Here is a 21,809-nt window from a genome sequence, read left to right on the forward strand (position 1 = left end):
GAATAATAGCAATCTTGTTGGGTAAACCCGCTATTCTCCCAGAAACAACCTTAGCATCCTAGTAATAAAAAGGAATACAGTATGAAATTATTGCATCATCAATATTGTTACTTCACTTTCATTATTAATCAACTTAATAACCCTATTATCCGTCTGTGATAATAATAGTGGCTTACGCAGTTCATTTAACAATAAAAACTCCTGATTCATAATAACTTTTGAACAAAGTTTACGGCTGGATGCGAGCGATTCAATATGAAGATAAGAATCTACAATTTCATAACGCCCCATAAATCGATTACAGCCAGAAAACCCGACTACTTCGCCGTTTATTTTAAAATCAATGTTTAATGACAAGTGATCCATCAACCCTCTCCCAGCAACTAATTTAACGCGCCAAGAGGTAGCATCCAAAGAGCTAACTGGATTAACAGGTAACGCTAACCGGGGAGCGGGAGCTGATGATATCGTTTGACAACCCACTACAATCAAGGAGATTGATAACACCCCCAACAATACTGTTGCTTTCCTTAGCATTTAACATACTCCATTAAAAGACTACTTTTAAGCGGCGATGCTTAATATAAAACATCATCCAGAACCGCAACAATAACCCTGTATTTCTCAGGGTTATGTTTCATCGCAATGAATAATAAGTATTTAATTATTAGCCTCTGATAATCAAACACTTATATCTTAGATTTATAAACAAGACCAATAAACCATTTTATATTAATAGTTCAGTAATTAAAGATCAATCACATCAAAAGCAACAACCGGATCAACATCAGCCGCATAATCCACACCATCGACAGTAAAGCCGAAGAGTTTCAGAAACTCGATTTTATATGCCGCGTAATCGGTCAACTCAAACAGGTTTTCTGTTGTGATGGTTTTCCAGAGATCTTTACAGTGATCCTGAACATCATCACGCAGTTCCCAATCATCCATGCGAAAACGATTGGCTTCATCGATTATTCCACTATCGCCATACAAACCCGTACGGAACAAACGATCCACCTGATCCAGACACCCTTCATGAATACCCTTCTCTTTCATGATTTTGAAAACCATAGACAAGTACAAAGGCATCACAGGGATAGCAGAACTGGCTTGTGTAACAACTGACTTAAGTACGCCTACGTTCGCCTGTCCACCCGTAGCGCTTAACAGTGTATTTAACTCACCCGCTGCACGATCAAGGTCTTGTTTCGCTTTACCTAATGCACCATCCCAATAGATGGGCCAGGTAATTTCAGTACCGATGTAACTGTAAGCAACAGTCTTACATTCGTCAGCCAGGACACCCGCATCCTTCAACGCATGAATCCAAAGCTCCCAATCTTCGCCGCCCATGACCGTGACGGTGTTAGCAACTTCTTCTTCTGTTGCGGGCTCAATTTCGGCATTGATGATGACATCTTTATTGGTATCAATAGCAGTAGAACGGTATGGCTGGCCTATCGGCTTAAGCACCGAGCGCACCACTTCACCTGTCTCTGGCATTTTACGTACCGGAGACGCTAATGAGTAAACCACCAGATCAATCTGACCAAGATCGGCTTTAATCAACTCAATAGCTTTCTGTTTAGCCTCATGCGAGAACGCATCTCCATTGATGCTTTTCGCATACAATCCGGCCTCATGCGCCATTTGTTCAAACGCAGCTGAATTATACCAGCCAGCGGTACCTGTTTTTTTCTCTGATGCCGGCTTTTCGAAAAACACACCAATCGTAGCCGCACCCGAACCAAAGGCGGTCTCAACACGAGAAGACAATCCATAACCGCTGGACGAGCCTACGATCAAAACACGTTTTGGCCCGTTTTCAATGGCGCCTTTCTGTTTAATAGTTTCAATTTGGTTACGGACATTCTGCGCGCAACCAGCAGGGTGCGCTGTGGTACAAATAAAACCACGAATTTTCGGAGTAATGATCATGGCTGGCTATAATCTCTATCAATTAATCGGAAATATCTGCGCCGTACCTTACCCGTTTATCGCCTCATTTAATAGCAAAACACCCGCATAGGCGGGTGTTTACACATCACTGTAGGTGCTTAGCGTTTAATTAAAAGAACTTAATTAAACGAACTAGCCAAGTGCTCATCAGTGAAAGCCATAATAGAATCACTTCCAGCAGAAACCATCTGGGCATAGCTTAAATGGCGAGGCAAAATTTGATCAACATAAAACAGCGCGGTTAATTGCTTGGTTTCAAGGTACGGATCGTTCTCCCCTTGCTCCTGCTTTTTAGCAGCGGCTAATGCTGCACGCAATAGCTCCCAACCTCCACAAAGCGTGCCCATCATCATCATATAATTATAGGCAACAGCGCCCGGCAAATAAGGCTTATCAGCTGATTCTGACAGTATCTGAGTCGTCGCTTTTTGTGCTACGTCGACTGCCGCTTGCAATGCGGCGGCGGCTGCAGCAAAGCGACTAACCGAACTCGCTTCTGCAAGCGTGATATTCATTTCTTCTATCAGAATATGCGCAACAACACCTTTATCACTTAAGGTTTTACGACCGATCAGATCCAATGCCTGAATGCCGTTTGTTCCCTCATAAATCGGTAAAATACGCGCATCCCTGAAGTGCTGAGCGGCGCCTGTTTCTTCGATATAGCCCATACCACCATGTACCTGCACACCCAACGACGTGACTTCCTGTGCAACTTCAGTACACCAGCCTTTAACAATAGGGGTTAAGTACGCTGCACGTGCTTTCTCTTTTGCGGCCAGCGCTTTATCTTCGTAAGCATGTGAAAAATCTAAGCTGGCGCATGCATCATAAACCAGCGCACGCCCTGCTTCAGTCAGGGCCTTCATAGTCATTAACATACGACGCACATCAGCATGGCGCAGAATCGGGCCCTCTGCTTCATAACCAACCGCTTTACTCTGGATACGATCACCGGCAAACCATAGTGCCTGCTGGTAAGAACGCTCAGAAATAGCGACGCCCTGCAAGCCAACAGCCAGACGGGCGTTATTCATCATGGTAAACATGCACGCAAGACCTTTACCCGCCTCACCCACCAGATAACCGACAGCTCCTGCATTTTCACCAAAGGCCATCACACAGGTAGCACTGGCATGAATGCCTAATTTATGCTCCAGCGAAGCGACAGCAACATCATTGAGTTCGCCCAGCTCGCCATTTTCGTCAACCCTATACTTGGGAACCAGAAACAAAGAGATTCCACGCACACCAGCAGGAGCATCAGGCAAGCGAGCTAATACAAGATGAACGATATTCCCGGCCATCTCATGATCACCCCAGGTAATAAATATCTTTGTACCGCGAATCAGATAATGATCGCCTTGCGGCTCCGCTTTAGAGCGAATAGCGGATAAATCAGAGCCTGCACCGGGCTCGGTCAGGTTCATGGTACCGGTCCACTCACCACTGATCATTTTTGCCAGATAGGTATTTTTCAGTGCATCGCTACCGTTTAAATACAGTGCTTCAACAGCGCCCTGACTCAGCAACGGGCATAGTCCCCATGCCATATTAGCTGACTGCCACATTTCCATAACGGGTGTAGATAACGAATAAGGAAGCCCTTGGCCGCCAAATTCAGGATCAAATTGTAATGACCCCCAACCACCTTCCGCATATTGCTGGTAAGCCTCAGCGAATCCGTCTGGTATCATCACTTTACCATTTTCCAGGCGAACACCTTGCTGGTCGCCAACACTATTGGTAGGAGCGATAACCTCTGCAGACACCCGGCCTGCCTCTTCAAGAATCGCGCTTACCATATCCGGCGTTGCGTCTTCAAAAGTTGTCAATGCAGCCAGTTGTGGCATGCGTGATATGTTTTCCAGAATAAACTGCATATCTTTAACAGGCGCTTTATAGTCAGCCATATGTAATCTTCTCTCTATATCCTAGCGGGAGACCAAAAGATTGACGCTTCATACTCGCATCAATCAGGGAATTCACTTATTCTAACATAAAAATATTATTCACTAAGGATTTACCCTAATACTTTGGGTTGAATTAATCATCTAAAGTTTGTTTCATTAATTTCAAAGATTCGTTCAATTTTAAAAAGATTCGTTCAATTATTATAGGAATTACAGCATGCAGGAACTACACGGTTACTATTTAGAAGATCTGGAAGTGGGCATGAGCGCTTCTTATGCAAAAACAATTTCTGAGTCAGATGTTTATATGTTTGCCGGCATTTCAGGCGATAACAACCCCATTCATATCAATGATGACTACGCCAAAACGACGCCTTTCAAGAAACGCATCGTGCATGGAATGTTCAGCGCCGCACTGATTTCTACCGTTGCTGGTACGCGCTTACCCGGGCCTGGCGCCATTTATATTGACCAACAGATTAAATTTCGTGCGCCGGTGTTTATTGGCGACACGGCCAAAGCCACGTTAACCGTGACCGAAATTGATCAGAAACGCCGCCGCGTCACTGCTAAAACAGAAGTCCATGTCGGTGAGACGCTGGTAGCAACCGGTACAGGAATCTTTATGGTTGATCGCCGCGAGGCTGCAGAATAATCGAGTTCAGATGATAACAGGACCGGAAATATCACTATTTTCGGATACCTGTTTTTTCAAGCAGATTTTCAAACAAATTTTTAAACAAAAGACCCTGTCAAAGAAAACAACCGATATCTTTCAACACCTCAACTTGCATACACCGCGGCACCCCTTCCGCTATCGTATGTAATTCCATACTCTGGCCATTGAGAAAGCTTGCAAGGGCTCACAATAAATTATTAGCACTCAACATAGGAAATAATATATGTCGACTAATAAGCCATCAGCTTTAACCATTGCCATAGTAACCGGAGTACTTACGATTCCAGGTACCGCATCAGGAAGCATTATAAAGAGTTTTGCTGACATTAACCTCGAGCGCACAAAAATGATGTTGATATCTTCGTATCTGGAACAGACAATGCTAACTAAGTCTTAAGTAAGCCTAAGCGTTCTGGAGCAGGAAAACTAAAAGCCTGGGATAGCCTTTATACAAAGAAATACAATTATCAGCACTGAAGGGGGAAACAACGATTGTCATGGACTTTAATCATGATGAATGTACAGAAAAATAATCCATTGCAAATAGATTAGGTAGTGTTTTTCGATTACCGGAGAGAGTATTCGTGCAAAATAAGCACTACCTGAGATTGTTTACTCTCAGTTTTTTACGAAAGATATATGCTTAATCTCATTCAACAGCAAAACATCCAGGGAAGGGAGATCCCATCCCATTTCCCTAAGCTCATAAAAAAACGGCCTTTTGGCCGTTTTTATGAACAGCTATTATTATTTACTTTTCATTAGCCTGATCACGCAACAGGAACTTCTGTATTTTGCCGGTCGAGGTTTTTGGCAAATCGCCAAAAATAACTTTTTTAGGCGCTTTGAAACGTGCCATATTATCGCGACAGAACGCGATAATTTCTTCGGCGGTTACCTCCTCACCCTCTTTTACCTTGATGAAGGCACAAGGCACCTCGCCCCATTTCTCGTCCTGCTGTGCAACAACGGCCGCTTCCATAATCGAGCGGTGACGATAAAGCACATCTTCCACTTCAACACTGGAGATATTCTCTCCGCCGGAGATAATGATATCTTTAGAGCGATCTTTGATATCAATATACCCATCAGCATGCCATACCGCTAAATCGCCCGAGTGCAGCCAACCACCTTCAAAGGATTCATCGGTGGTGGTTGGGTTTTTCAAATACCCTTTCATGACGAGATTACCACGCATGAAAATCTCACCGATGGTTTTACCATCCTGAGGCACCGGCACCAACGTTTCAGGATGAGCTACCATCAGCCCTTCCTGCATAGGCACCTTAACACCTTGACGTGACTTGAGTCGGGACTGCTCTTCTGAAGTTTTGTCGTTCCACTCGTCATGCCATGCACACACAACAGAAGGGCCGTACGTTTCAGTCAGGCCATACACATGCGTGACTTTAAAGCCCATCTCTTCCATCCCCTGGATAACCGATGCAGGTGGTGGCGCGCCTGCGGTCATTACCTTAACCTGATGGTTGATGTCTGCTTTCATTTCGTCAGTGGCATTATTCAGCATATTAAGCACAATCGGCGCGCCACAGAAATGATTTACTTTATCCTTACGGATCGCATTGTAAATATCATCTGCACGGACATGGCGAAGACATACGCTTACACCCGCACACGCCGCCAAACTCCAAGGAAAGCACCAACCATTACAATGGAACATCGGCAGCGTCCACAGATAAACAGGATGCGCTCCCATATCCCAGGAAATTAAATTACTGACGGCATTAAGATAAGCACCACGGTGGTGATAAACCACACCTTTAGGGTTACCCGTAGTACCGGACGTATAGTTCAGAGTAATGGCATCCCACTCATCTTCCGGGAGAGACCAGCTGTAATCACTTTCACCTTGTGCAATAAATGCTTCGTAATCCATCGCACCAATCAGCTCACCACCGTCGTAGTATGGATCATCGATATCGATAACCAGTGGCTTATGCTGAATCATTTTGACCGCTCTGGAAACCACTTCAGAGAACTCACGGTCGACTATAATTACTTTGGCTTCACCGTGCTGAAGGATAAACGCAATAGCTTCCGCATCAAGGCGCGTATTCATTGCATTCAAAACAGCACCTACCATGGGCACACCAAAATGTGCTTCAAATAGCTCTGGTAAGTTCGGCGCCATAACCGCGACAGTATCCCCTTTGACGACACCATTTTTTTCAAGTGCGCTGGCTAATTTAAGCGTCCGCGTATACGTCTCAGCCCACGTACGCTTCGTGTCCTGATGAACTACCGCTACATGGTTTGGATAAACACTGGCAGCACGCTGAATAAATGACAGTGGACTCAAAGCAGCATAGTTAGCAGCATTCTTATCCAGACCCATCATATAAGGATTGTGGTTATTATTTGTCATCTTATCCTTTTCACTCACTGTTGAGTTATAAACACCTAAAGGCTTTGCGAGTGCAGTAGCAGCATCTAATACGCCGATAAATAAGCAAAAACCCTTACTTAGTTATTATGATACGCAATTTCCCTTATTACACAAGATAGCCTAAAGTCATACTATTAGCGCCGCAGTCTAGTCACGCAGACAGAACAGATCAGCACAAGAGAGAGAACATGCAGAAGACCACCGCTGAGGATCTTCAGAAATGCCGCGAAGAAGCAGATCGGTACCGCTTACTGGCCGAACAATCTACCGACATGATTTCACGCCATTCAGCCACCTCCGAATGGGTGTATATCGACGTAAACCCTGCCGTTGAAAGAGTGCTGGGTTACACGGTAGATGAAATAATAGGCACCAAAGGTTATGACCTTTTTCATCCGGAAGATGCCGATAATTTAATAAAACGGACAGAATCAGTCCATTATCGACGCGGCATGTACACAAACACATACCGCTACCGCCATAAAGATGGCCATTATATCTGGCTTGAAACGACCAGCCGCACTATCCGTGATGATCAGGGAACACCCGTAGAGATCATCTGTGTTTCACGTGATGTTACCGAGCGTGAAATGGCACAAAGGGCAATTCGACGCCTCGCGCGCGTTGTAGAAGCATCTAGTGATTTGATCATGTTTTGTAATCATGAATCAATGCAACTGACATATTTAAATGAATCAGCTTACCGCACACTCGGTAGCGAAAAAGAAAATCTCGTGATTTTTTATCTTGATCAGATTTTTGATGATGAAATATTCAATACATTGGTTCAGGATGCCTTAAGCCATGCCGCTCAACATGGCACCTGGTACGGCAGCATCCCATTGAAAATGCCGGAGAATCATCAGAGAATTGCCGAAATTCGCGAAGTCATTGCCCACCGTAACCGCACAGAAAATATGCAGGTAGAGTACTACTCTATTATCGGCCGCGATATCACGCTGAAACGTAAAGCAGAAGAACAAGCCAAACGACAACAGCTGGAGATGGCACATATGTCCCGCTTATTGTCTGTTGGCGAAATGGCGACCGGGCTTGCGCATGAAATAAACCAACCTCTGGCTGCCATTCTTAATTATTGCAGGGGCAGTCTGAGACGTTTGGAAGAAGGTTCCAACGAAGCGAACCTGCCGCAGATCGCGCATTCAATGCAACTCATCACCAAGCAGGCCAAGCGTGCCGCCGATATCGTTAAACGCATGCGTAGTTTTGTAAAACGCACCGACTATCAGCGTATCGAGTTTTCAATCAATGAATCCTGTATTGATGTAGTCGGATTTCTTAATCAGGAAGCAACTGACCACAATATTACCTTTAATTTTGAATTAGACCCTGCTGAACCCAAGCTATTAGCTGACAAAATCCAGATTGAACAGGTATTATTGAACCTACTGCGCAATGCGATAGAGGCTTATAGCGACAGCCAACAAACTTATCGCCCAGTTACTATTACGACCCAGCTTAAAAACGGCTATATCTACATCTCGGCTCAGGATGACGGTAACGGGATTTCCGCTGAAGGGCTTAAGACACTTTTTGAACCCTTCATTACCTCAAAATCCACAGGCTTGGGAATGGGCCTGGCGATTTCACAAACAATAATCGAAACTCATGGCGGACTGCTATGGGCAGAGAGCGATGGTAACACCGGCACGCAATTTCAATTCAAAGTACCGGTAAGGACAAGTTGATGACACAAAGAGCAAGCGGCACTGTATTTATTGTCGATGATGATGATGATTTTCGGGATTCTATGAAGTGGTTACTCGAATCAGACAATTTTCATGTCATTGGATTTACCTCTGCATATGATTTTCTCGATCGCTATAATGGTGATATGGGATGCATGCTGTTAGATGTGCGCATGCCTGAAGTCAATGGTTTGGCATTACAACAAATCATGATTGAGCGTGGCATTAAACTACCCATCATTGTAGTGAGCGGTCATGGAGATATTCCTATGGCGGTCAATGCCATGAAATATGGCGCACTCGACTTCATCGAAAAACCCTTTGATGATGAAGTTTTATTACGTCTGGTTGAGCTGGGTTTACAACGCGCCACAGAAATGTTCAAAGACAACGTCGCGTTCAATCAGTCACGTAGCAGCTATGATTCGCTCAGCAAACGCGAGAAAGAGGTAATGGCGCTGGTTGTTAGCGGCAAATCCAATCGGGAAATAGCAGAAGATCTGGGTATTAGCCCGAAAACTGTCGAGGTTCATCGGGCTCGTGTCATGAGTAAAATGCGGGCGGGTAGCTTACCTGACTTAGTACAGCAGTCTAACCGTCTTAATGCTGTCTAGTTATTTAACCTGACTTTTAAATCTGCCTTTAGTCCTCAATGATTTTCTTCGACAAAACAGACCACTGCAGCGACCAGCCTTTCTCTGTCCTCAAAATGCGGAACATGTCCGCATTTTGAAAGAAAAAGTGGCGCTGCACGTGCACCAATTCCTTTACAGATATCAGCAACCTGCTCAGGCACCCCATACTTATCGTCCTCTCCCTGTATGATTAATGCGGGGCACTGAATGCGCGGCAGCCAGGGACGAAGATTCATGGGCTGTTTGCGTTGCCGCAACCAGGTCTCATGCCAGGCGCGAAATAGCAGATCAGTTCGCTCTCCATGATATTTCGCCAGCTTATCCTTTAAGTCAGTTGTACGGTAACGCTCAACAGCCTCTTCAATACCCGCCGTTGTCAGATGGTCAATATAGATATGCGCCGCTTCAGTCACTACCCCTAACACCTGCTCAGGCATACTCGCCGCAGCGATTAATGCCACCGAACCGCCATCACTATGCCCGATAAGGAAGACGCGTTTAAGCGCTAAGCGATCGATTAATCGAGGCAACCACACCTCGCCCTCTTCTACTAGGTAATCATCATCACGAGGCAGTGTGATCGTCGACGATAATCCATAGCCCTGACGCTCATAGACAACAACATCACAGCCTGTTTCAGCCGCCAGCTGATCGGGAATGTCTTTCCACATAGCGATGCAACCGAGCGCTTCGTGCAAAAAAAGCAGTACCGGTCGGTTGCTATCAACATCTGAATGCCGCCCTATGCGAACCGACAATATAACGCCATGCCCCATATCAATCTGCTGATTTTTCCATGAAATAGCCACGCTTAACGCTCCGGAATTGAGTAGGTCAGGGTGGCATGAGCTACCGGATCAGTTTCGCCGCGTGACGTAATATACACCTCACCCACACCCAGCCGCTTACCTACTTTTAAGGTTTCTGCGCGCGCCACAATATCCATATCCGCTTTAGGACGACGCAGAAAATTAATATTTAAATTAATGGTCACCGCCAGCGCAACAGGGCCAATTTTACTCAGTAGCGCCGCATACATAGCGACATCAGCCAAGGCCATCATGGCAGGGCCAGATACGGTTCCACCCGGGCGTAAATGCTGATCATCAATCAGCAAATGCATTTCTGCCCAACCATCACCTAACGCTTCAAGAACACCGTACTGATCCCCTTGCGGAAACTGCTCTGCAAGAAAGCTGCGCATTTCTTCTACATTCATAACTTGTGGCATAGAACCCTCTGCTGTTTTTTCTAATTATTAATGACAGCTAATGTCACTGTTGCTTTCGCCACCAGGATAAGCGAGCTATCAGCCTGCAAGGTGTAAATTTCTGATTCTGCAATAATCAGCACTCTTCCTGGCTTTAACACCGAACTGCGGCAGATAAGCTGCTGTCCTTTTGCTGCGCGCAGTAAGTTAATTTTAAACTCAGCCGTTAACACCCGTTGACCTTTATCGATCAGCGTAACCGCCGCTGTTCCCGCGCTGTGATCAGCCAACGTAGCCTGAACGCCCGCATGCACATATCCATCCTGCTGCTGATGCATGTCCTCAAGTATTATATGGCTGTGGCAAACACCGGCGTCTAACTGATCCAACTGGCAGCCAAGCGATGTAATAAACGGAGCGCCGCTAAAGATTCGTCTGGCTTCATCAAGTTGTAAATTCATCCCTTCTCCGGTTCAATAATAAGGTTTATCTGCGGATAAGCTAAACCTCATCGCGTGCCTGGTTACGTAATATGAATCGCTGAATTTTACCACTCGGGGTTTTCGGCAACTCGTCAATGAACTCGATTTCGCGAGGAAATGCATGTGTGGACAAACGATCACGCACCCTTTGTTTTAGCTCTTCGGCCAATTCTACAGTAGGGTCGTATTGTGGTTTTATCACAACATAGGCCTTGATAATGGCACCACGAGAAGCGTCTGGCTTACCAATAACACCAGACTCAATAACGGCATCATGTTCCAATAAAGTGCTCTCTACATCAGCAGGCCCTACCCGATAACCTGCCGTGGTAATAATGTCATCATCGCGACCAGTGAACGAATAGCTACCATCACCGTGACTCATAACCACATCGCCTGTGAGGTAATAACGCCCTTTAAACGGATCTTTTTCACCCCAGGTATAACCCTGAAAAAAGAATAAAGGTGACTGGTCTACATCAACCGCCAGCTGACCAATTTCACCTTCACCTAACTCCTCAAAATCAGCACTCAAAACCACTACATGGTGCCCCGGCAAAGAAAACCCCATTGAGCCCACACGCACAATAGCCTGTTCAAGATCAAGATGATTACAACATGTCATGCCTGTTTCAGTCTGGCCGTAATGATCCATAACAGGACAGCCCATACGACGCTGAACCCAGTTAATAACTTCAGGATTTAAAGGCTCCCCAGCGCTACTGGCCACACGTAACCCTAACGATTCATCGGGTGCCAGCACCGCATCGTTGGCCATCAGCATTCGATAAGCGGTTGGCGCGGCGGCAAGATTGGTAATAGCGTACTTGCGGATCATTTTATAAGTTGTTTCGGGCGTAAAACCATTCTCATTAAAATGTGTTCCATTACCCATGAGCATTGGACCGATAACCGCATAATAAAGCCCGTATGCCCAACCCGGATCGGCAACATTCCAATAAGCATCATCCGGACGTAGTCCAATTGCATAACGCATATACACATAGAAAGACATGATAGCGCGAGCAGGCACAGCCACCCCTTTAGCTTTTCCCACGGTACCAGAGGTGAACATTTGTAAAAATGGCTCATTTGCACCGATACGCACCGGTTCAAATTCGTCGGGTTGCTTTGCCATTTCATCCGTTAATAACAGGTCGCCTTCCCGAGCATCCCCGACCATCAAAATAAGAGGGCAACCTTTCACTTCATCTAGTTTGCTGCGGTTAGTTGCATCAGTAACCACCAGCTTTGTTTTAGCGGTTGCCAAGCGGTATTCTATTGCACCCGGCCCAAACGCAGTAAAGAGCGGCTGATAAACCGCACCGGCGCGTAACGTACCCAGAATAACGATCATCAACTCAGGCGTACGAGGCAATAAAGCAGCCACCCGGTCTCCCTTACCAATACCCTGCGAAGCCAGAAAATTTGCAAACCTTGCCGACTTCTCTTTCAATTCAACATACGTATGTTGCGAGGATGAACGCTCGGCAGCTTCATAAAACAACCCGACACGATCAGCACCAGAATCAGAACAAGAGCCAGCCCAACGATCGCAAATCTCTTCGCATACGTTAAAACCCTCCTTAAGACTGCCGATCAGCCTGGCTTCCACTAATGCCGGCGTGAAGTTGTTATAAAATGATTGATAATCCCTAATGCTCATTTCAGGCCTCTCTTTATTATCATTATTATCAGCTTTTAACTATTCGCCTAACCTATTCACCTAAACTGTTCACCTAAATTATCCGTTATAAAGGTGCTGCTTTAAAAATTCATATACGAACCGCTATGTAAATAAACCTGCTGTTTCCATTTCAGCAATCATTTCGGGCGTCATGCCGAGCTGCGCTAATATCTGTTGATTATCTTGCCCACACAACGGGGCTGCAGGCACAGAATGCCTATCCATACCCGCCAGTAAAGGCGTTGGCCTGACTTGCTTCACACCTGCTGAGTTTTCTGCTACTAATTGACGCGCTAACGCATGAGGATGAACTAACGCCTCAGACATCGACAATACAGGTTCAACACAGGCGTCTATTTCACTGAAACACCGCACCCACACGTCTTGTTTTTGCTGGATAAAAGTATGACGCAGATGATCCTTTAAAATATCATCAGGCTCGGCCAGCCATTCAGGGTGACCCAGCGCCTCCACTAATCGCTGACGAAACTGCGGCTCTAAACTGCCAACCGCCATATAAAGACCATCTGCTGTGGCATAATAATCATAAACGCCAGCCCCATTCAGAAAATGCTCTTGCGCACCGATAGCGGCATGTCCATTGGTAACACCCGGCATCATCAGCGGTTGCAACGCCATGCACTGGTCACTCATAGCAATATCAATAAACTGCCCTTCCCCTGTGATAGAGCGCTGAATAACGGCCGCTAAAATCGCCATTACAGCCGGTTGAGAGCCCGCAGCAACATCCGCAATTTGTACACCCGATAAAAGCGGACCAGTGGACTGCTTACCCGAGCATGCCGAAATACCACTGAGGGCCAGATAGTTAATATCATGCCCTGCACGATCCCGATACGGGCCTGATTGGCCATAACCAGTAATTGAACAATAAATCAGGCGAGGATTTATTCGTGACAACGCCTCATATCCCAGACCAAGACGCGCCATAACACCGGGACGAAACTGCTCAACCAGCACATCATAATCAGCCAATAACGCATGTACGATGCTAACCGCTTGCTTGTGTTTAAGGTTGATGCCCAGCGAACGTTTACCACGATTAAGATACTCAAAGGCTGCAGACTGACCCGCAATCTGAGGCTCCATTGTTCTCACCAAATCAGGTCTGGAAGGAGACTCTATGCGCAAAATATCAGCGCCCATATCCGCCAATAACATCGTCGCATAAGGCCCTGGCAGCAGGGTTGAAAAATCGAGTACTTTTAATCCTTCTAATGGTCGCATCAATAAATCACCTATTAATCTGTAGCGCTAACCCATTCGCAATGACCTGACATGATTTCATCATTTGCTGCTCTTCAGAGAACGATAAAGCCATAGTCGCCTTTTTATTAGGTATATACCCTTAATTATATATCTTCATTTTACGTAAACGTAAAGAACTATTAATACATTCCCTTACGTATACGTCATATTTCGTTATTTAATTAATTAAAATCAACACATTAGAAGAACATGCTGAATAGAAGTTTAAGCAGAGATTATATTATTTTTATGTAATTAAGAGAAAATTTATAAGCTTATAACATTGCACTCTGAGCTATAGACGTTAGAATGCCGTCCAGACAAACTCGAGAACCTTATAATAATGAAAAAAATACTCGTGAGTGCCTGCTTTTTAGGTCAAAAAGTAAGATACGACGGTCAACACAGCTTGTTACAGCACCCTCAAATCCAAAAATGGCAGCAAGAAGGACGGATTGTACCTTTTTGTCCTGAAATCGCTGGTGGCCTGGCTATTCCGCGCCTACCTTCTGAGATCACCTCTCGCCACCCAGTCATGGTGGTTAATATTCAGGGAGACGATGTAACCCCTGAATTTTTACATGGCGCAGAATTAGCAGTAGAAAAAGCGAAAGAAACGGGGGCTTGCTGCGCTCTACTTAAAAGCAGAAGCCCATCTTGTGGAAATCGTGAAACCTATAATGGTGAGTTTAACAATACATTGACACCTTGCAATGGCGTTACCGCTGCAGAATTACTGCGACACGGCATTCCTGTTTTCAATGAACGTGAAATTGATCATTTGATAGAATTTATCACCATGCAGGAAACACCTGAGGATCCCAATTCTAATAATCCTCATTCTGGAACACGTTAAACGCCGCTAACATCACGGCCAACAACCCCAGCGAGACAATAGATTGGAATCGGCTGGGCCAACTTCTTAGTTGGGCTCAGATTAGCAATGCTCAGGACTTATCAGACGCGAGCCTTTAGGCTAACAATCCGCATCATCATTTATTACAAAGCCTTCATGAACATTTTCATACACTAATTGCTCTGAATGCACATCAACAACGTTAGCCAATTCGGGGCCTTTATACAGCCAGGCTTCAACCTGCCTGACAGCATTCCCTTCGCCGCACATCATCACCTCTACCCGCCCGTCAGGGAGATTTCTCACCCATCCCGTTAAGCCATGCGAAAGCGCCACATCTTGCGTCGACTTTCTGAACCACACACCCTGAACACTGCCGCTAACATGGGCATTTATACAGATTTTAGTCACGCGTTACTTCCCCTGATACCCGATATTAATTATTGCTGCTCAAACTCAGCAAACAGAAGCTCCAGCGAAACATTAAGTTCGCTATTTTGCATTTTTTTAACTTCACTAAGATGCTTATCCAGATTTATTTGCCACATCTTATCAGTGCCCGACGTTTGTAATGGTTCGGGAATTGGCCACGGTAAACGCTGGCATAAATCATATAAGGTGAATGCCCCCAGGCGTCTCGATAGCAAATATTCGCCCTGGTCTGTTCGCCTGATAATATCTTCTTGCAATAGTAATTGAACGTACTGATCCCAACTGGATTGCTCTAATCCATCCACCTGTTGCAGTAACTGCTCATCCGATAATGCCTGCCCTGTCTGTTGCCCTTCCCACAAACGATGCAGAATACCCACGATGGTATGCAGGTGCGATTTTTCACGCTTCCTGTCTAACGACTGGTACACCGTCAGCGCCCGTGTTAATTCACACCCCATCAGAATGATAAACCAGGAAATAAATATCCAGACTAAAAACAAGGGAATCGCGGCAAAAGCACCATAGATAAGCTCATACGAGGGGAACTGTACCGCGTAAAAAGCAAAGCCACGTTTGGCACTTTCAAATAAAACAGCAACAACAACGCCACCAATAAATGCATTTTTAAGCGGCACCTTACAGTTGGGTATAGCGGCATAAAGCAGCGTGAACGCCGCCGCTGACATAACGACAGGAAGAAAGGTCAGCAATCGGGAGCGTCCCACAAGATTGGTCGCATCGGAGATAAGCGAGAGAGATGCTATATAAGATGACACAAGAATTCCGAGCCCGATAAGAATCGGTCCCAAACTAAGAATAGCCCAATACAATAAGAAACTGGACATCCCTTTGCGCTGATCCGACACGCGCCAAATCCGATTAAAAGCCACTTCAATATTACGCATCATCATGATGGAGGTGATCACCAAAAACCCTACCCCGATGGCGGTCAATTTTTGTGCTTGGTTAATAAAATCTTTCAGGTAATCCTGAATAACGGCACCTGTCGCGGGTACAAAATTACTGAATACCCAGCTCTGAACCTGCTCACCTACACCCTGGAAGGTTGGTATAGCCGCCAGCATCGCAAATGAAACCGTCATCAAAGGGACGACGGCAAACAAGGTTGTATAGGTTAGTGCTGAGGCATTAATCACCCCACCATTACCCCAAAACTGGCGAAAAAGATAACGTAAAAACCGTATAACCGGCGCATCTAGTAACCCACTCATCAAGCAGCTCCTTGCAGTAATCTTTATAGAAATTGTATAGCGACCTTTGTTGCGACTTCCGAGAAGTATACAATAGCGACTTATTTAGCTTAATCGCTGTTTTACAACAGTTTGCACGGGAAATCATTATGAGCCAAGTGACAATCTATCATAATCCACGTTGTTCAAAGTCACGACAGACACTTGAACTGCTCAAAGAACAGGGAGTTGAGCCTGTAGTGCGCGAGTATTTGAAGGATGTCCCCAGTGCAGACGAGCTCACGCAGATTCTAGCGTCACTTAATATCGGCCCGCGTCAGTTGCTGCGTAAAGGCGAGCAGGAATATAAAGACAATGACCTGAATAACCCGGATCTTACAGACGATCAGATTATTGCGCTCATGATCGCTCATCCAAAACTCATTGAACGACCGATTGTTATTAAAGGCAATGAGGCACGCATCGGACGCCCTCCTGAGTCTGTATTGGAGATTATGTAAGTGACATCCCCAGCTTCAAAACCTCAACACCCAGCCCCGTATGTTTTAGTGCTTTATTACAGTACGCACGGCGCTACCCGACATATGGCACAACAGATTGCACGCGGTGTAGAGCAAGCGGGTATGGAAGCACGTCTGCGTACCGTACCGGCTATTTCCACTGTCTGCGAAGCAACGGCAGCTGCTATCCCCGACGAGGGTGCTCTTTATTGCAGTGAGGACGATTTAAGCCAATGCGCAGGCCTGGCATTAGGCAGCCCTACTCGCTTTGGCAATATGGCAGCCGCCTTAAAATATTTTATTGATTCGACCAGCGGTATCTGGATGTCGGGCGGCTTGATTGGCAAGCCCGCCAGCGTTTTCAGCTCAACTTCCAGCTTACATGGCGGACAGGAAACAACACTACTCAGCATGATGCTGCCGTTATTGCATCATGGAATGGTGATTACAGGCATTCCTTATAGCGAAACTACGTTGCTGACTACGCAGTCTGGCGGCACGCCTTATGGCGCGACGCATGTAGCCGGCAAAGACAGCAAGCGCGCGCTGGACAAGGACGAGATTCTACTCTGCCAGGCACAGGGCAAACGGCTTGCTATACTGGCCAAAAAACTCTCTAGCACAACGCTCTGCAGCGACTGACCAATAACATCACAGGACACCTGATGGATTCTTTACGCAAAAAAGCCCGAATAACTCGCGTCACCAGCATCGCCAGCTATATCGGCCTCATGGTTCTATTTACGCTCTGGTTTATGGTATTTCATCCACTTGGAACCGGTAAACTCTGGGTAATCTGGGCCGTCCATGTATTGCCGTTGGCGGGTTTCATTCCGTCAATTTTGTCGGGCAATCCGCGCAGCCATGCCTGGCTTTGTTTTGTGTTGTTACTCTATTTTATCGAAGCGATACTGGCGGTAACCACCAGCGTTGAAACACGCACATTTGGTCTGTTTTACACAGCGCTGGTGACTACTTTATTTACGTCCGCCATGCTTTACGCACGCTGGGGAAGCCAGTTTGCTCGTTTATCTCATGAAGCAGAGCAAGCGTCTAACTAATATGCTGAATCCCGTTAAAGGCTTCGATCCCTCTAAAATACGCCGCGACTTTCCGATACTCTCAAGTAAGATCAATGGCCAACCGTTGATCTATCTTGATAACGCTGCCACAACACACAAGCCCCGCTGTGTTATTGATGCGCTCTCACGTTTTTACAAACTCAATAACAGCAATGTCCACCGAGGCTCGCATACACTTTCTAACCGCGCCACCAGTGAATTTGAAGCCGCACGCGAAACCGTAGCGCAGTTTATAAATGCTACCGATACAGCAGAGATAATCTGGACACGCGGCGCTACGGAAGGGATCAATCTTATCGCTCAGTCCTATGCGGATTCAGTGCTTTGCGCAGGCGATACAGTGTTGGTTTCTATGATGGAGCATCATGCCAATATTGTTCCGTGGCAACAGATAGCAGACAAAAAGCAGGCACAGGTACTGCCTATTCCACTTACACAAAAAGGCGAACTTGATCTCGTCGCGTATAAAAACTTACTCAATAAACATCATCCCAAAATAGTATCGATTACCCATGTATCTAATGCGATGGGGATTATTAACCCTGTTATCGAAATAACACATCTCGCTAAAATGGTGGGCGCGACTGTCATCATTGATGGTGCTCAAGCGGCTGCTCACGAAGTGGTTGATGTGCAAAAGATTGGGTGCGACTTTTATGTTTTTTCAGGCCACAAATGCTACGGCCCTACCGGTATTGGTGTGCTATGGGGACGTAAAGTATTGATGGAAGCAATGCCCCCCTGGCAATCTGGCGGAGAAATGATCGAAAAGGTCAGTTTTTCAGGGTCGACATTTAACCGTCTACCCTTCAAATTTGAAGCAGGCACACCTCCCATTGCCGATGCTATCGCGATGGCCGAGGCGCTCCGTTATCTTGACAGTCTGGATCGTGCGGCGATATCAGCACACGAAAAGCAACTCAGACAACTCGCTTCCACTCTCTGTCAGAAAATTGATGGGCTAACCATCCTAGCGGCTGAGCCGGAGAATGTCGGCATTCTCTCCTTTACCGTAGCAGGCGTTCATCATCAGGACTTGGCTACACTACTAGACCAGTCTGGCATTGCGATTCGTAGTGGTCACCATTGCACTATGCCCTTAATGGCATATCTTGGTTGCGATGGCACCGTGCGAGCCTCCTTTGCGCTTTATAATACGGCGACTGAAGTGGAACGCTTTGCAGAAGTGCTGCAGCAAAGTATTGCTCAACTGCTCAATGTCAATTTGACCCCTGCTGTGGATCTGCGAGCTACCGACCTAAAAAGCAGCATCACCTATTTTGAACCTACTGATGATTTACAGCTAATCAGCAGATTACAATCGGCTAAAAACTGGCAGGCTAGATTCGACACTCTATTGAGTGCGGGCAACTATCTGCCTGAGCTCCCTGCCGCTTATAAATCGCAGCAAAATAAAGTCAGCGGCTGTGAATCTAATGTCTGGTTAATAGCAGCACAACAGCCTGACCATTCCTGGAAATTTGCTGCCGATTCGGATGCACGTTTGATGCGTGGAATAATCTGCCTGCTCCTTTCAGTCATACAAAACAAAACCCGCGAAAATCTGCAATTGATTGATACCCAACAGCTGTTAGAATCATGTGATCTTTATCATTATCTGGGTCCATCGAGAACCAATGGTGTTCAGGCCATCGTCGACACAATCAAACAACTCACCCTGCAAGGCGAATAGCAGCCCTCATCTTCAGGTTCGTCGGTAATTGATCAGCGTTAAGCCCGACAGGCTACCCGGCGGGTTTAAGTCTTGATATTTACTCAGCAATAACAGAAGATCGCTTCTGCCAAGTTCAGTTTGCAGCTTACACAATAGACAAAACAACCAATAAATCAGTGTGTTAAACTAGTAATCTAATCCGACTCCACTGATCCATTCACTTTTAGCATAGCGACGACACCATGAATCTCAATGATATAAGCCTTTTTATTCGTATTGTTGAAACAGGGAGTTTCACGTCTGCAGCTGAAAGTTTAGGTATCCAAAAATCAACTATCAGCCGCCGCATCGCTCAGCTAGAAGATGATTTAGGCGTCCGTTTACTGCAAAGAACCACGCGCAAACTTAAGCTCACTGACGACGGTGAAGAGCTCTTTGCACGCTGCCAACCACTGATCAACGAACTGGATTCCGCTAAAGACCATCTATCCGCCACGCAAAACAATCCTCGTGGACGATTAAGAATCACCATGCCATCAGAACTCGGCGTCTTCATGATGAACGAAATCGTAAGTACATTTATGCAGCGCTATCCGCAGATCATGCTTGAAGTAGAGCTGAGTACGCGCGTTATCGATCTGATTGAAGAAGGTATAGATTTAGCTATCAGGGTTGGCGAGCTGGCCGATTCAAGTTTGATTGCAAGAAAAGTGGCTACGGTATCACGAGGGCTATATGCGTCCCCTGCCTACCTGACAAAACAGGGCACACCCAAAACACCCGATGACCTCCAAAATCATGAATGCTACGGCATCCTGAAAGCCGTTGAATATTGGGAATTTGATAATTGGCACGAACCTGTAGAAGTTAAAGGGCAACTCAAAGCCAATAGCATCAGCTTTATTCGTGAAGTATTATTGCAGAATATGGGTGTTGCCAGAATGCCTAGGGTTTTCTGTCGCAACTGTGTAAACCGTGGTGAGTTAGTTGAAGTTTTAAGCGATTATGCCTCTCCGCCGATAGAAGTGCATGCTCTCTATCCAAGTCGGAGGCACCTCAACCCCAAAGTTCGCCTTTTTATAGACCACATGATGGAAATGATCGGTGATCACCCGTGGGTAAACGAGCAGATGGTCACTCCCGTATCCACTCATAATCATAGCTGAGCATTAACACCTCCCTCCTTAAATATAGCTGTAGGCTTGCTTCATAGACACGGCTGGACAGCCGTGTCTATGAAGGCCTCAGCCAACACGTCCATGCCTGGTAGTATAGGCAGATTTTTGTGACGAATTAACAGCGTTGGAATAATCGCCAGCTCTGACACAAGTTCCACACACACTAATCGATCTCTATACTGACTTTGTTCAATCACCGATCTGGGCATTAATGTAACCCCCAGACCGAATGCAACACAACCAAGAATCCCTTCCAGTGTACCCATTTCCATTACATCGAATTGGCTCACATGCTGCCGTTGCCATTGCAAAGCCCGCTCACGATAGGTACAGCCTTCACGGAACACAATCAGTGTGTCTGACCGTTGTATTACCTTACTTTTTACCGCCACCAACTCTTCGTAAGCGACTGCCTGAGTCACCAGGTCAGGATGATCAAAAGGCCCACCAATGAAGGCGCAATCCAGCTCATGCTTTAACACGGCCTGTATCAATGCATGCGATGTATCTGTTTGTACTTTCACCTCAATACTCGGACAGGCCTGATGTAACCGCAGCAACATATAAGGCAAACGAATCGCTGCAAAGCTTTCCATCGTGCCTATTCTTACCTCACCGCCCTGATCCATCACCTGCTTAACAGCTAGTCGAGCCTGACGCTCGAGTTGCAACATTTGTCTCGCATATTTAAGCAGCACTCTACCTGCCGGTGTCAGCGATAAACTTCTACCGGAACGGACAAAAAGATCAGCACCAACCTCCTCTTCAAGCCGTTTGATACGTGTAGTCACATTTGATTGCACCGTATGCAGAATTTTTGAAGCCGCTAGTACGCCTCCTTCATCAACCACAGCCCGAAATGTTGCCAAGCCGAGAAGCTCCATTATTTATATCTCCAAAACAGAACGATCAGTTCTTA

21 protein-coding genes are annotated in these 21,809 nt (G+C 46.0%); 9 read left to right on the forward strand and 12 right to left on the reverse strand.

Going from position 1 to position 21,809, the window contains the following annotated elements:
• Nucleotides 1–87: 87 nt before the first annotated feature.
• The 3 genes from Nant_RS06880 to Nant_RS06890 form a co-directional block, all read right to left on the reverse strand.
• Nucleotides 88–537, reverse strand: coding sequence for an META domain-containing protein (locus Nant_RS06880; RefSeq protein ID WP_054340903.1), 450 nt, complete (start codon nt 535–537; stop codon nt 88–90).
• A gap of 210 nt (nt 538–747) precedes the next feature.
• Nucleotides 748–1,941 (reverse strand): enoyl-ACP reductase FabV, encoded by a 1,194-nt coding sequence (gene fabV, locus Nant_RS06885; RefSeq protein WP_054340904.1) that lies wholly within the window; start codon nt 1,939–1,941, stop codon nt 748–750.
• 140 nt (nt 1,942–2,081) lie between these two features.
• Entirely contained in the window at nt 2,082–3,875 is a 1,794-nt protein-coding gene (locus Nant_RS06890; protein ID WP_054340905.1) for an acyl-CoA dehydrogenase, read from the reverse strand.
• Between the two features lie 217 nt (nt 3,876–4,092).
• Between Nant_RS06890 and Nant_RS06895 the strand changes: the two genes are divergently transcribed.
• Nucleotides 4,093–4,530, forward strand: a complete 438-nt coding sequence (locus Nant_RS06895; RefSeq protein WP_054340906.1) for a MaoC family dehydratase — start codon at nt 4,093–4,095, stop codon at nt 4,528–4,530.
• A 775-nt stretch (nt 4,531–5,305) separates the two neighbouring features.
• Here the strand turns inward: Nant_RS06895 and Nant_RS06900 are convergent.
• Nucleotides 5,306–6,940: an acyl-CoA synthetase gene (locus Nant_RS06900; protein ID WP_054340907.1), complete on the reverse strand. Its 1,635-nt coding sequence runs from the start codon at nt 6,938–6,940 to the stop codon at nt 5,306–5,308.
• Between the two features lie 209 nt (nt 6,941–7,149).
• Between Nant_RS06900 and Nant_RS06905 the strand changes: the two genes are divergently transcribed.
• Nucleotides 7,150–8,670, forward strand: a complete 1,521-nt coding sequence (locus Nant_RS06905; RefSeq protein WP_054340908.1) for a PAS domain-containing sensor histidine kinase — start codon at nt 7,150–7,152, stop codon at nt 8,668–8,670.
• On the forward strand, nt 8,670–9,284 hold the full coding sequence (locus Nant_RS06910) for a response regulator transcription factor (protein WP_054340909.1): 615 nt from the start codon (nt 8,670–8,672) through the stop codon (nt 9,282–9,284). The genes Nant_RS06905 and Nant_RS06910 overlap by 1 nt, the downstream gene beginning before the upstream one ends.
• A gap of 35 nt (nt 9,285–9,319) precedes the next feature.
• On the opposite strand, the gene Nant_RS06915 is transcribed toward Nant_RS06910, so the two are convergent.
• The 5 genes from Nant_RS06915 to Nant_RS06935 form a co-directional block, all read right to left on the reverse strand.
• Nucleotides 9,320–10,114, reverse strand: a complete 795-nt coding sequence (locus Nant_RS06915) for an alpha/beta fold hydrolase (RefSeq protein ID WP_238377088.1) — start codon at nt 10,112–10,114, stop codon at nt 9,320–9,322.
• A 2-nt stretch (nt 10,115–10,116) separates the two neighbouring features.
• Nucleotides 10,117–10,536: a PaaI family thioesterase gene (locus Nant_RS06920; RefSeq protein ID WP_054340910.1), complete on the reverse strand. Its 420-nt coding sequence runs from the start codon at nt 10,534–10,536 to the stop codon at nt 10,117–10,119.
• A gap of 20 nt (nt 10,537–10,556) precedes the next feature.
• Complete coding sequence (locus tag Nant_RS06925; protein ID WP_054340911.1) at nt 10,557–10,976, reverse strand: PaaI family thioesterase; 420 nt, start codon at nt 10,974–10,976, stop codon at nt 10,557–10,559.
• Nucleotides 10,977–11,016: 40 nt separating this feature from the next.
• Nucleotides 11,017–12,663, reverse strand: a complete 1,647-nt coding sequence (locus Nant_RS06930) for an AMP-binding protein (protein WP_054340912.1) — start codon at nt 12,661–12,663, stop codon at nt 11,017–11,019.
• Between the two features lie 123 nt (nt 12,664–12,786).
• Nucleotides 12,787–13,932: a CaiB/BaiF CoA transferase family protein gene (locus Nant_RS06935; RefSeq protein WP_054340913.1), complete on the reverse strand. Its 1,146-nt coding sequence runs from the start codon at nt 13,930–13,932 to the stop codon at nt 12,787–12,789.
• Between the two features lie 364 nt (nt 13,933–14,296).
• On the opposite strand from Nant_RS06935, the gene Nant_RS06940 reads away from it, so the two are divergent.
• On the forward strand, nt 14,297–14,809 hold the full coding sequence (locus Nant_RS06940; RefSeq protein WP_054340914.1) for a 2-thiouracil desulfurase family protein: 513 nt from the start codon (nt 14,297–14,299) through the stop codon (nt 14,807–14,809).
• A gap of 120 nt (nt 14,810–14,929) precedes the next feature.
• Here the strand turns inward: Nant_RS06940 and Nant_RS06945 are convergent, their stop codons facing one another.
• Nucleotides 14,930–15,220: an acylphosphatase gene (locus Nant_RS06945; RefSeq protein WP_054340915.1), complete on the reverse strand. Its 291-nt coding sequence runs from the start codon at nt 15,218–15,220 to the stop codon at nt 14,930–14,932.
• Between the two features lie 29 nt (nt 15,221–15,249).
• Nucleotides 15,250–16,476 (reverse strand): virulence factor BrkB family protein, encoded by a 1,227-nt coding sequence (locus tag Nant_RS06950; RefSeq protein WP_054340916.1) that lies wholly within the window; start codon nt 16,474–16,476, stop codon nt 15,250–15,252.
• Between the two features lie 128 nt (nt 16,477–16,604).
• Here Nant_RS06950 and arsC point away from each other — a divergent pair, with 128 nt between their 5' ends.
• From arsC to Nant_RS06975, 5 genes are all read left to right on the forward strand, one after another.
• Nucleotides 16,605–16,955: an arsenate reductase (glutaredoxin) gene (gene arsC / locus Nant_RS06955; RefSeq protein ID WP_054340917.1), complete on the forward strand. Its 351-nt coding sequence runs from the start codon at nt 16,605–16,607 to the stop codon at nt 16,953–16,955.
• Nucleotides 16,956–17,597: an NAD(P)H:quinone oxidoreductase gene (gene wrbA / locus Nant_RS06960; RefSeq protein WP_274378325.1), complete on the forward strand. Its 642-nt coding sequence runs from the start codon at nt 16,956–16,958 to the stop codon at nt 17,595–17,597.
• Nucleotides 17,598–17,620: 23 nt separating this feature from the next.
• The gene (locus Nant_RS06965; RefSeq protein ID WP_054340919.1) at nt 17,621–18,016 is read left to right on the forward strand and encodes a DUF2069 domain-containing protein; all 396 of its coding nucleotides are present in this window, start codon (nt 17,621–17,623) and stop codon (nt 18,014–18,016) included.
• 1 nt (nt 18,017) lies between these two features.
• The gene (locus tag Nant_RS06970; protein ID WP_054340920.1) at nt 18,018–19,730 is read left to right on the forward strand and encodes a SufS family cysteine desulfurase; all 1,713 of its coding nucleotides are present in this window, start codon (nt 18,018–18,020) and stop codon (nt 19,728–19,730) included.
• Nucleotides 19,731–19,954: 224 nt separating this feature from the next.
• Nucleotides 19,955–20,878 (forward strand): LysR family transcriptional regulator, encoded by a 924-nt coding sequence (locus Nant_RS06975; RefSeq protein ID WP_054340921.1) that lies wholly within the window; start codon nt 19,955–19,957, stop codon nt 20,876–20,878.
• Nucleotides 20,879–20,919: 41 nt separating this feature from the next.
• Here the strand turns inward: Nant_RS06975 and Nant_RS06980 are convergent, their stop codons facing one another.
• Nucleotides 20,920–21,774 (reverse strand): LysR family transcriptional regulator, encoded by an 855-nt coding sequence (locus tag Nant_RS06980; protein WP_054340922.1) that lies wholly within the window; start codon nt 21,772–21,774, stop codon nt 20,920–20,922.
• Nucleotides 21,775–21,809 lie beyond the last annotated feature (35 nt).

Source organism: Neptunomonas antarctica, assembly GCF_001305295.1.
Classification (GTDB): Bacteria; Pseudomonadota; Gammaproteobacteria; order Pseudomonadales; family Balneatricaceae; genus Neptunomonas; species Neptunomonas antarctica.

Coding starts and splice junctions, on each gene's coding strand:
- Nant_RS06880 (WP_054340903.1), bottom strand. CDS start 537: ATGCTAAGGAAAGCAACAGTATTGTTGGGGGTGTTATCAATCTCCTTG.
- fabV (WP_054340904.1), bottom strand. CDS start 1,941: ATGATCATTACTCCGAAAATTCGTGGTTTTATTTGTACCACAGCGCAC.
- Nant_RS06890 (WP_054340905.1), bottom strand. CDS start 3,875: ATGGCTGACTATAAAGCGCCTGTTAAAGATATGCAGTTTATTCTGGAA.
- Nant_RS06895 (WP_054340906.1), top strand. CDS start 4,093: ATGCAGGAACTACACGGTTACTATTTAGAAGATCTGGAAGTGGGCATG.
- Nant_RS06900 (WP_054340907.1), bottom strand. CDS start 6,940: ATGACAAATAATAACCACAATCCTTATATGATGGGTCTGGATAAGAAT.
- Nant_RS06905 (WP_054340908.1), top strand. CDS start 7,150: ATGCAGAAGACCACCGCTGAGGATCTTCAGAAATGCCGCGAAGAAGCA.
- Nant_RS06910 (WP_054340909.1), top strand. CDS start 8,670: ATGACACAAAGAGCAAGCGGCACTGTATTTATTGTCGATGATGATGAT.
- Nant_RS06920 (WP_054340910.1), bottom strand. CDS start 10,536: ATGCCACAAGTTATGAATGTAGAAGAAATGCGCAGCTTTCTTGCAGAG.
- Nant_RS06925 (WP_054340911.1), bottom strand. CDS start 10,976: ATGAATTTACAACTTGATGAAGCCAGACGAATCTTTAGCGGCGCTCCG.
- Nant_RS06930 (WP_054340912.1), bottom strand. CDS start 12,663: ATGAGCATTAGGGATTATCAATCATTTTATAACAACTTCACGCCGGCA.
- Nant_RS06935 (WP_054340913.1), bottom strand. CDS start 13,932: ATGCGACCATTAGAAGGATTAAAAGTACTCGATTTTTCAACCCTGCTG.
- Nant_RS06940 (WP_054340914.1), top strand. CDS start 14,297: ATGAAAAAAATACTCGTGAGTGCCTGCTTTTTAGGTCAAAAAGTAAGA.
- Nant_RS06950 (WP_054340916.1), bottom strand. CDS start 16,476: ATGAGTGGGTTACTAGATGCGCCGGTTATACGGTTTTTACGTTATCTT.
- arsC (WP_054340917.1), top strand. CDS start 16,605: ATGAGCCAAGTGACAATCTATCATAATCCACGTTGTTCAAAGTCACGA.
- Nant_RS06965 (WP_054340919.1), top strand. CDS start 17,621: ATGGATTCTTTACGCAAAAAAGCCCGAATAACTCGCGTCACCAGCATC.
- Nant_RS06970 (WP_054340920.1), top strand. CDS start 18,018: ATGCTGAATCCCGTTAAAGGCTTCGATCCCTCTAAAATACGCCGCGAC.
- Nant_RS06975 (WP_054340921.1), top strand. CDS start 19,955: ATGAATCTCAATGATATAAGCCTTTTTATTCGTATTGTTGAAACAGGG.
- Nant_RS06980 (WP_054340922.1), bottom strand. CDS start 21,774: ATGGAGCTTCTCGGCTTGGCAACATTTCGGGCTGTGGTTGATGAAGGA.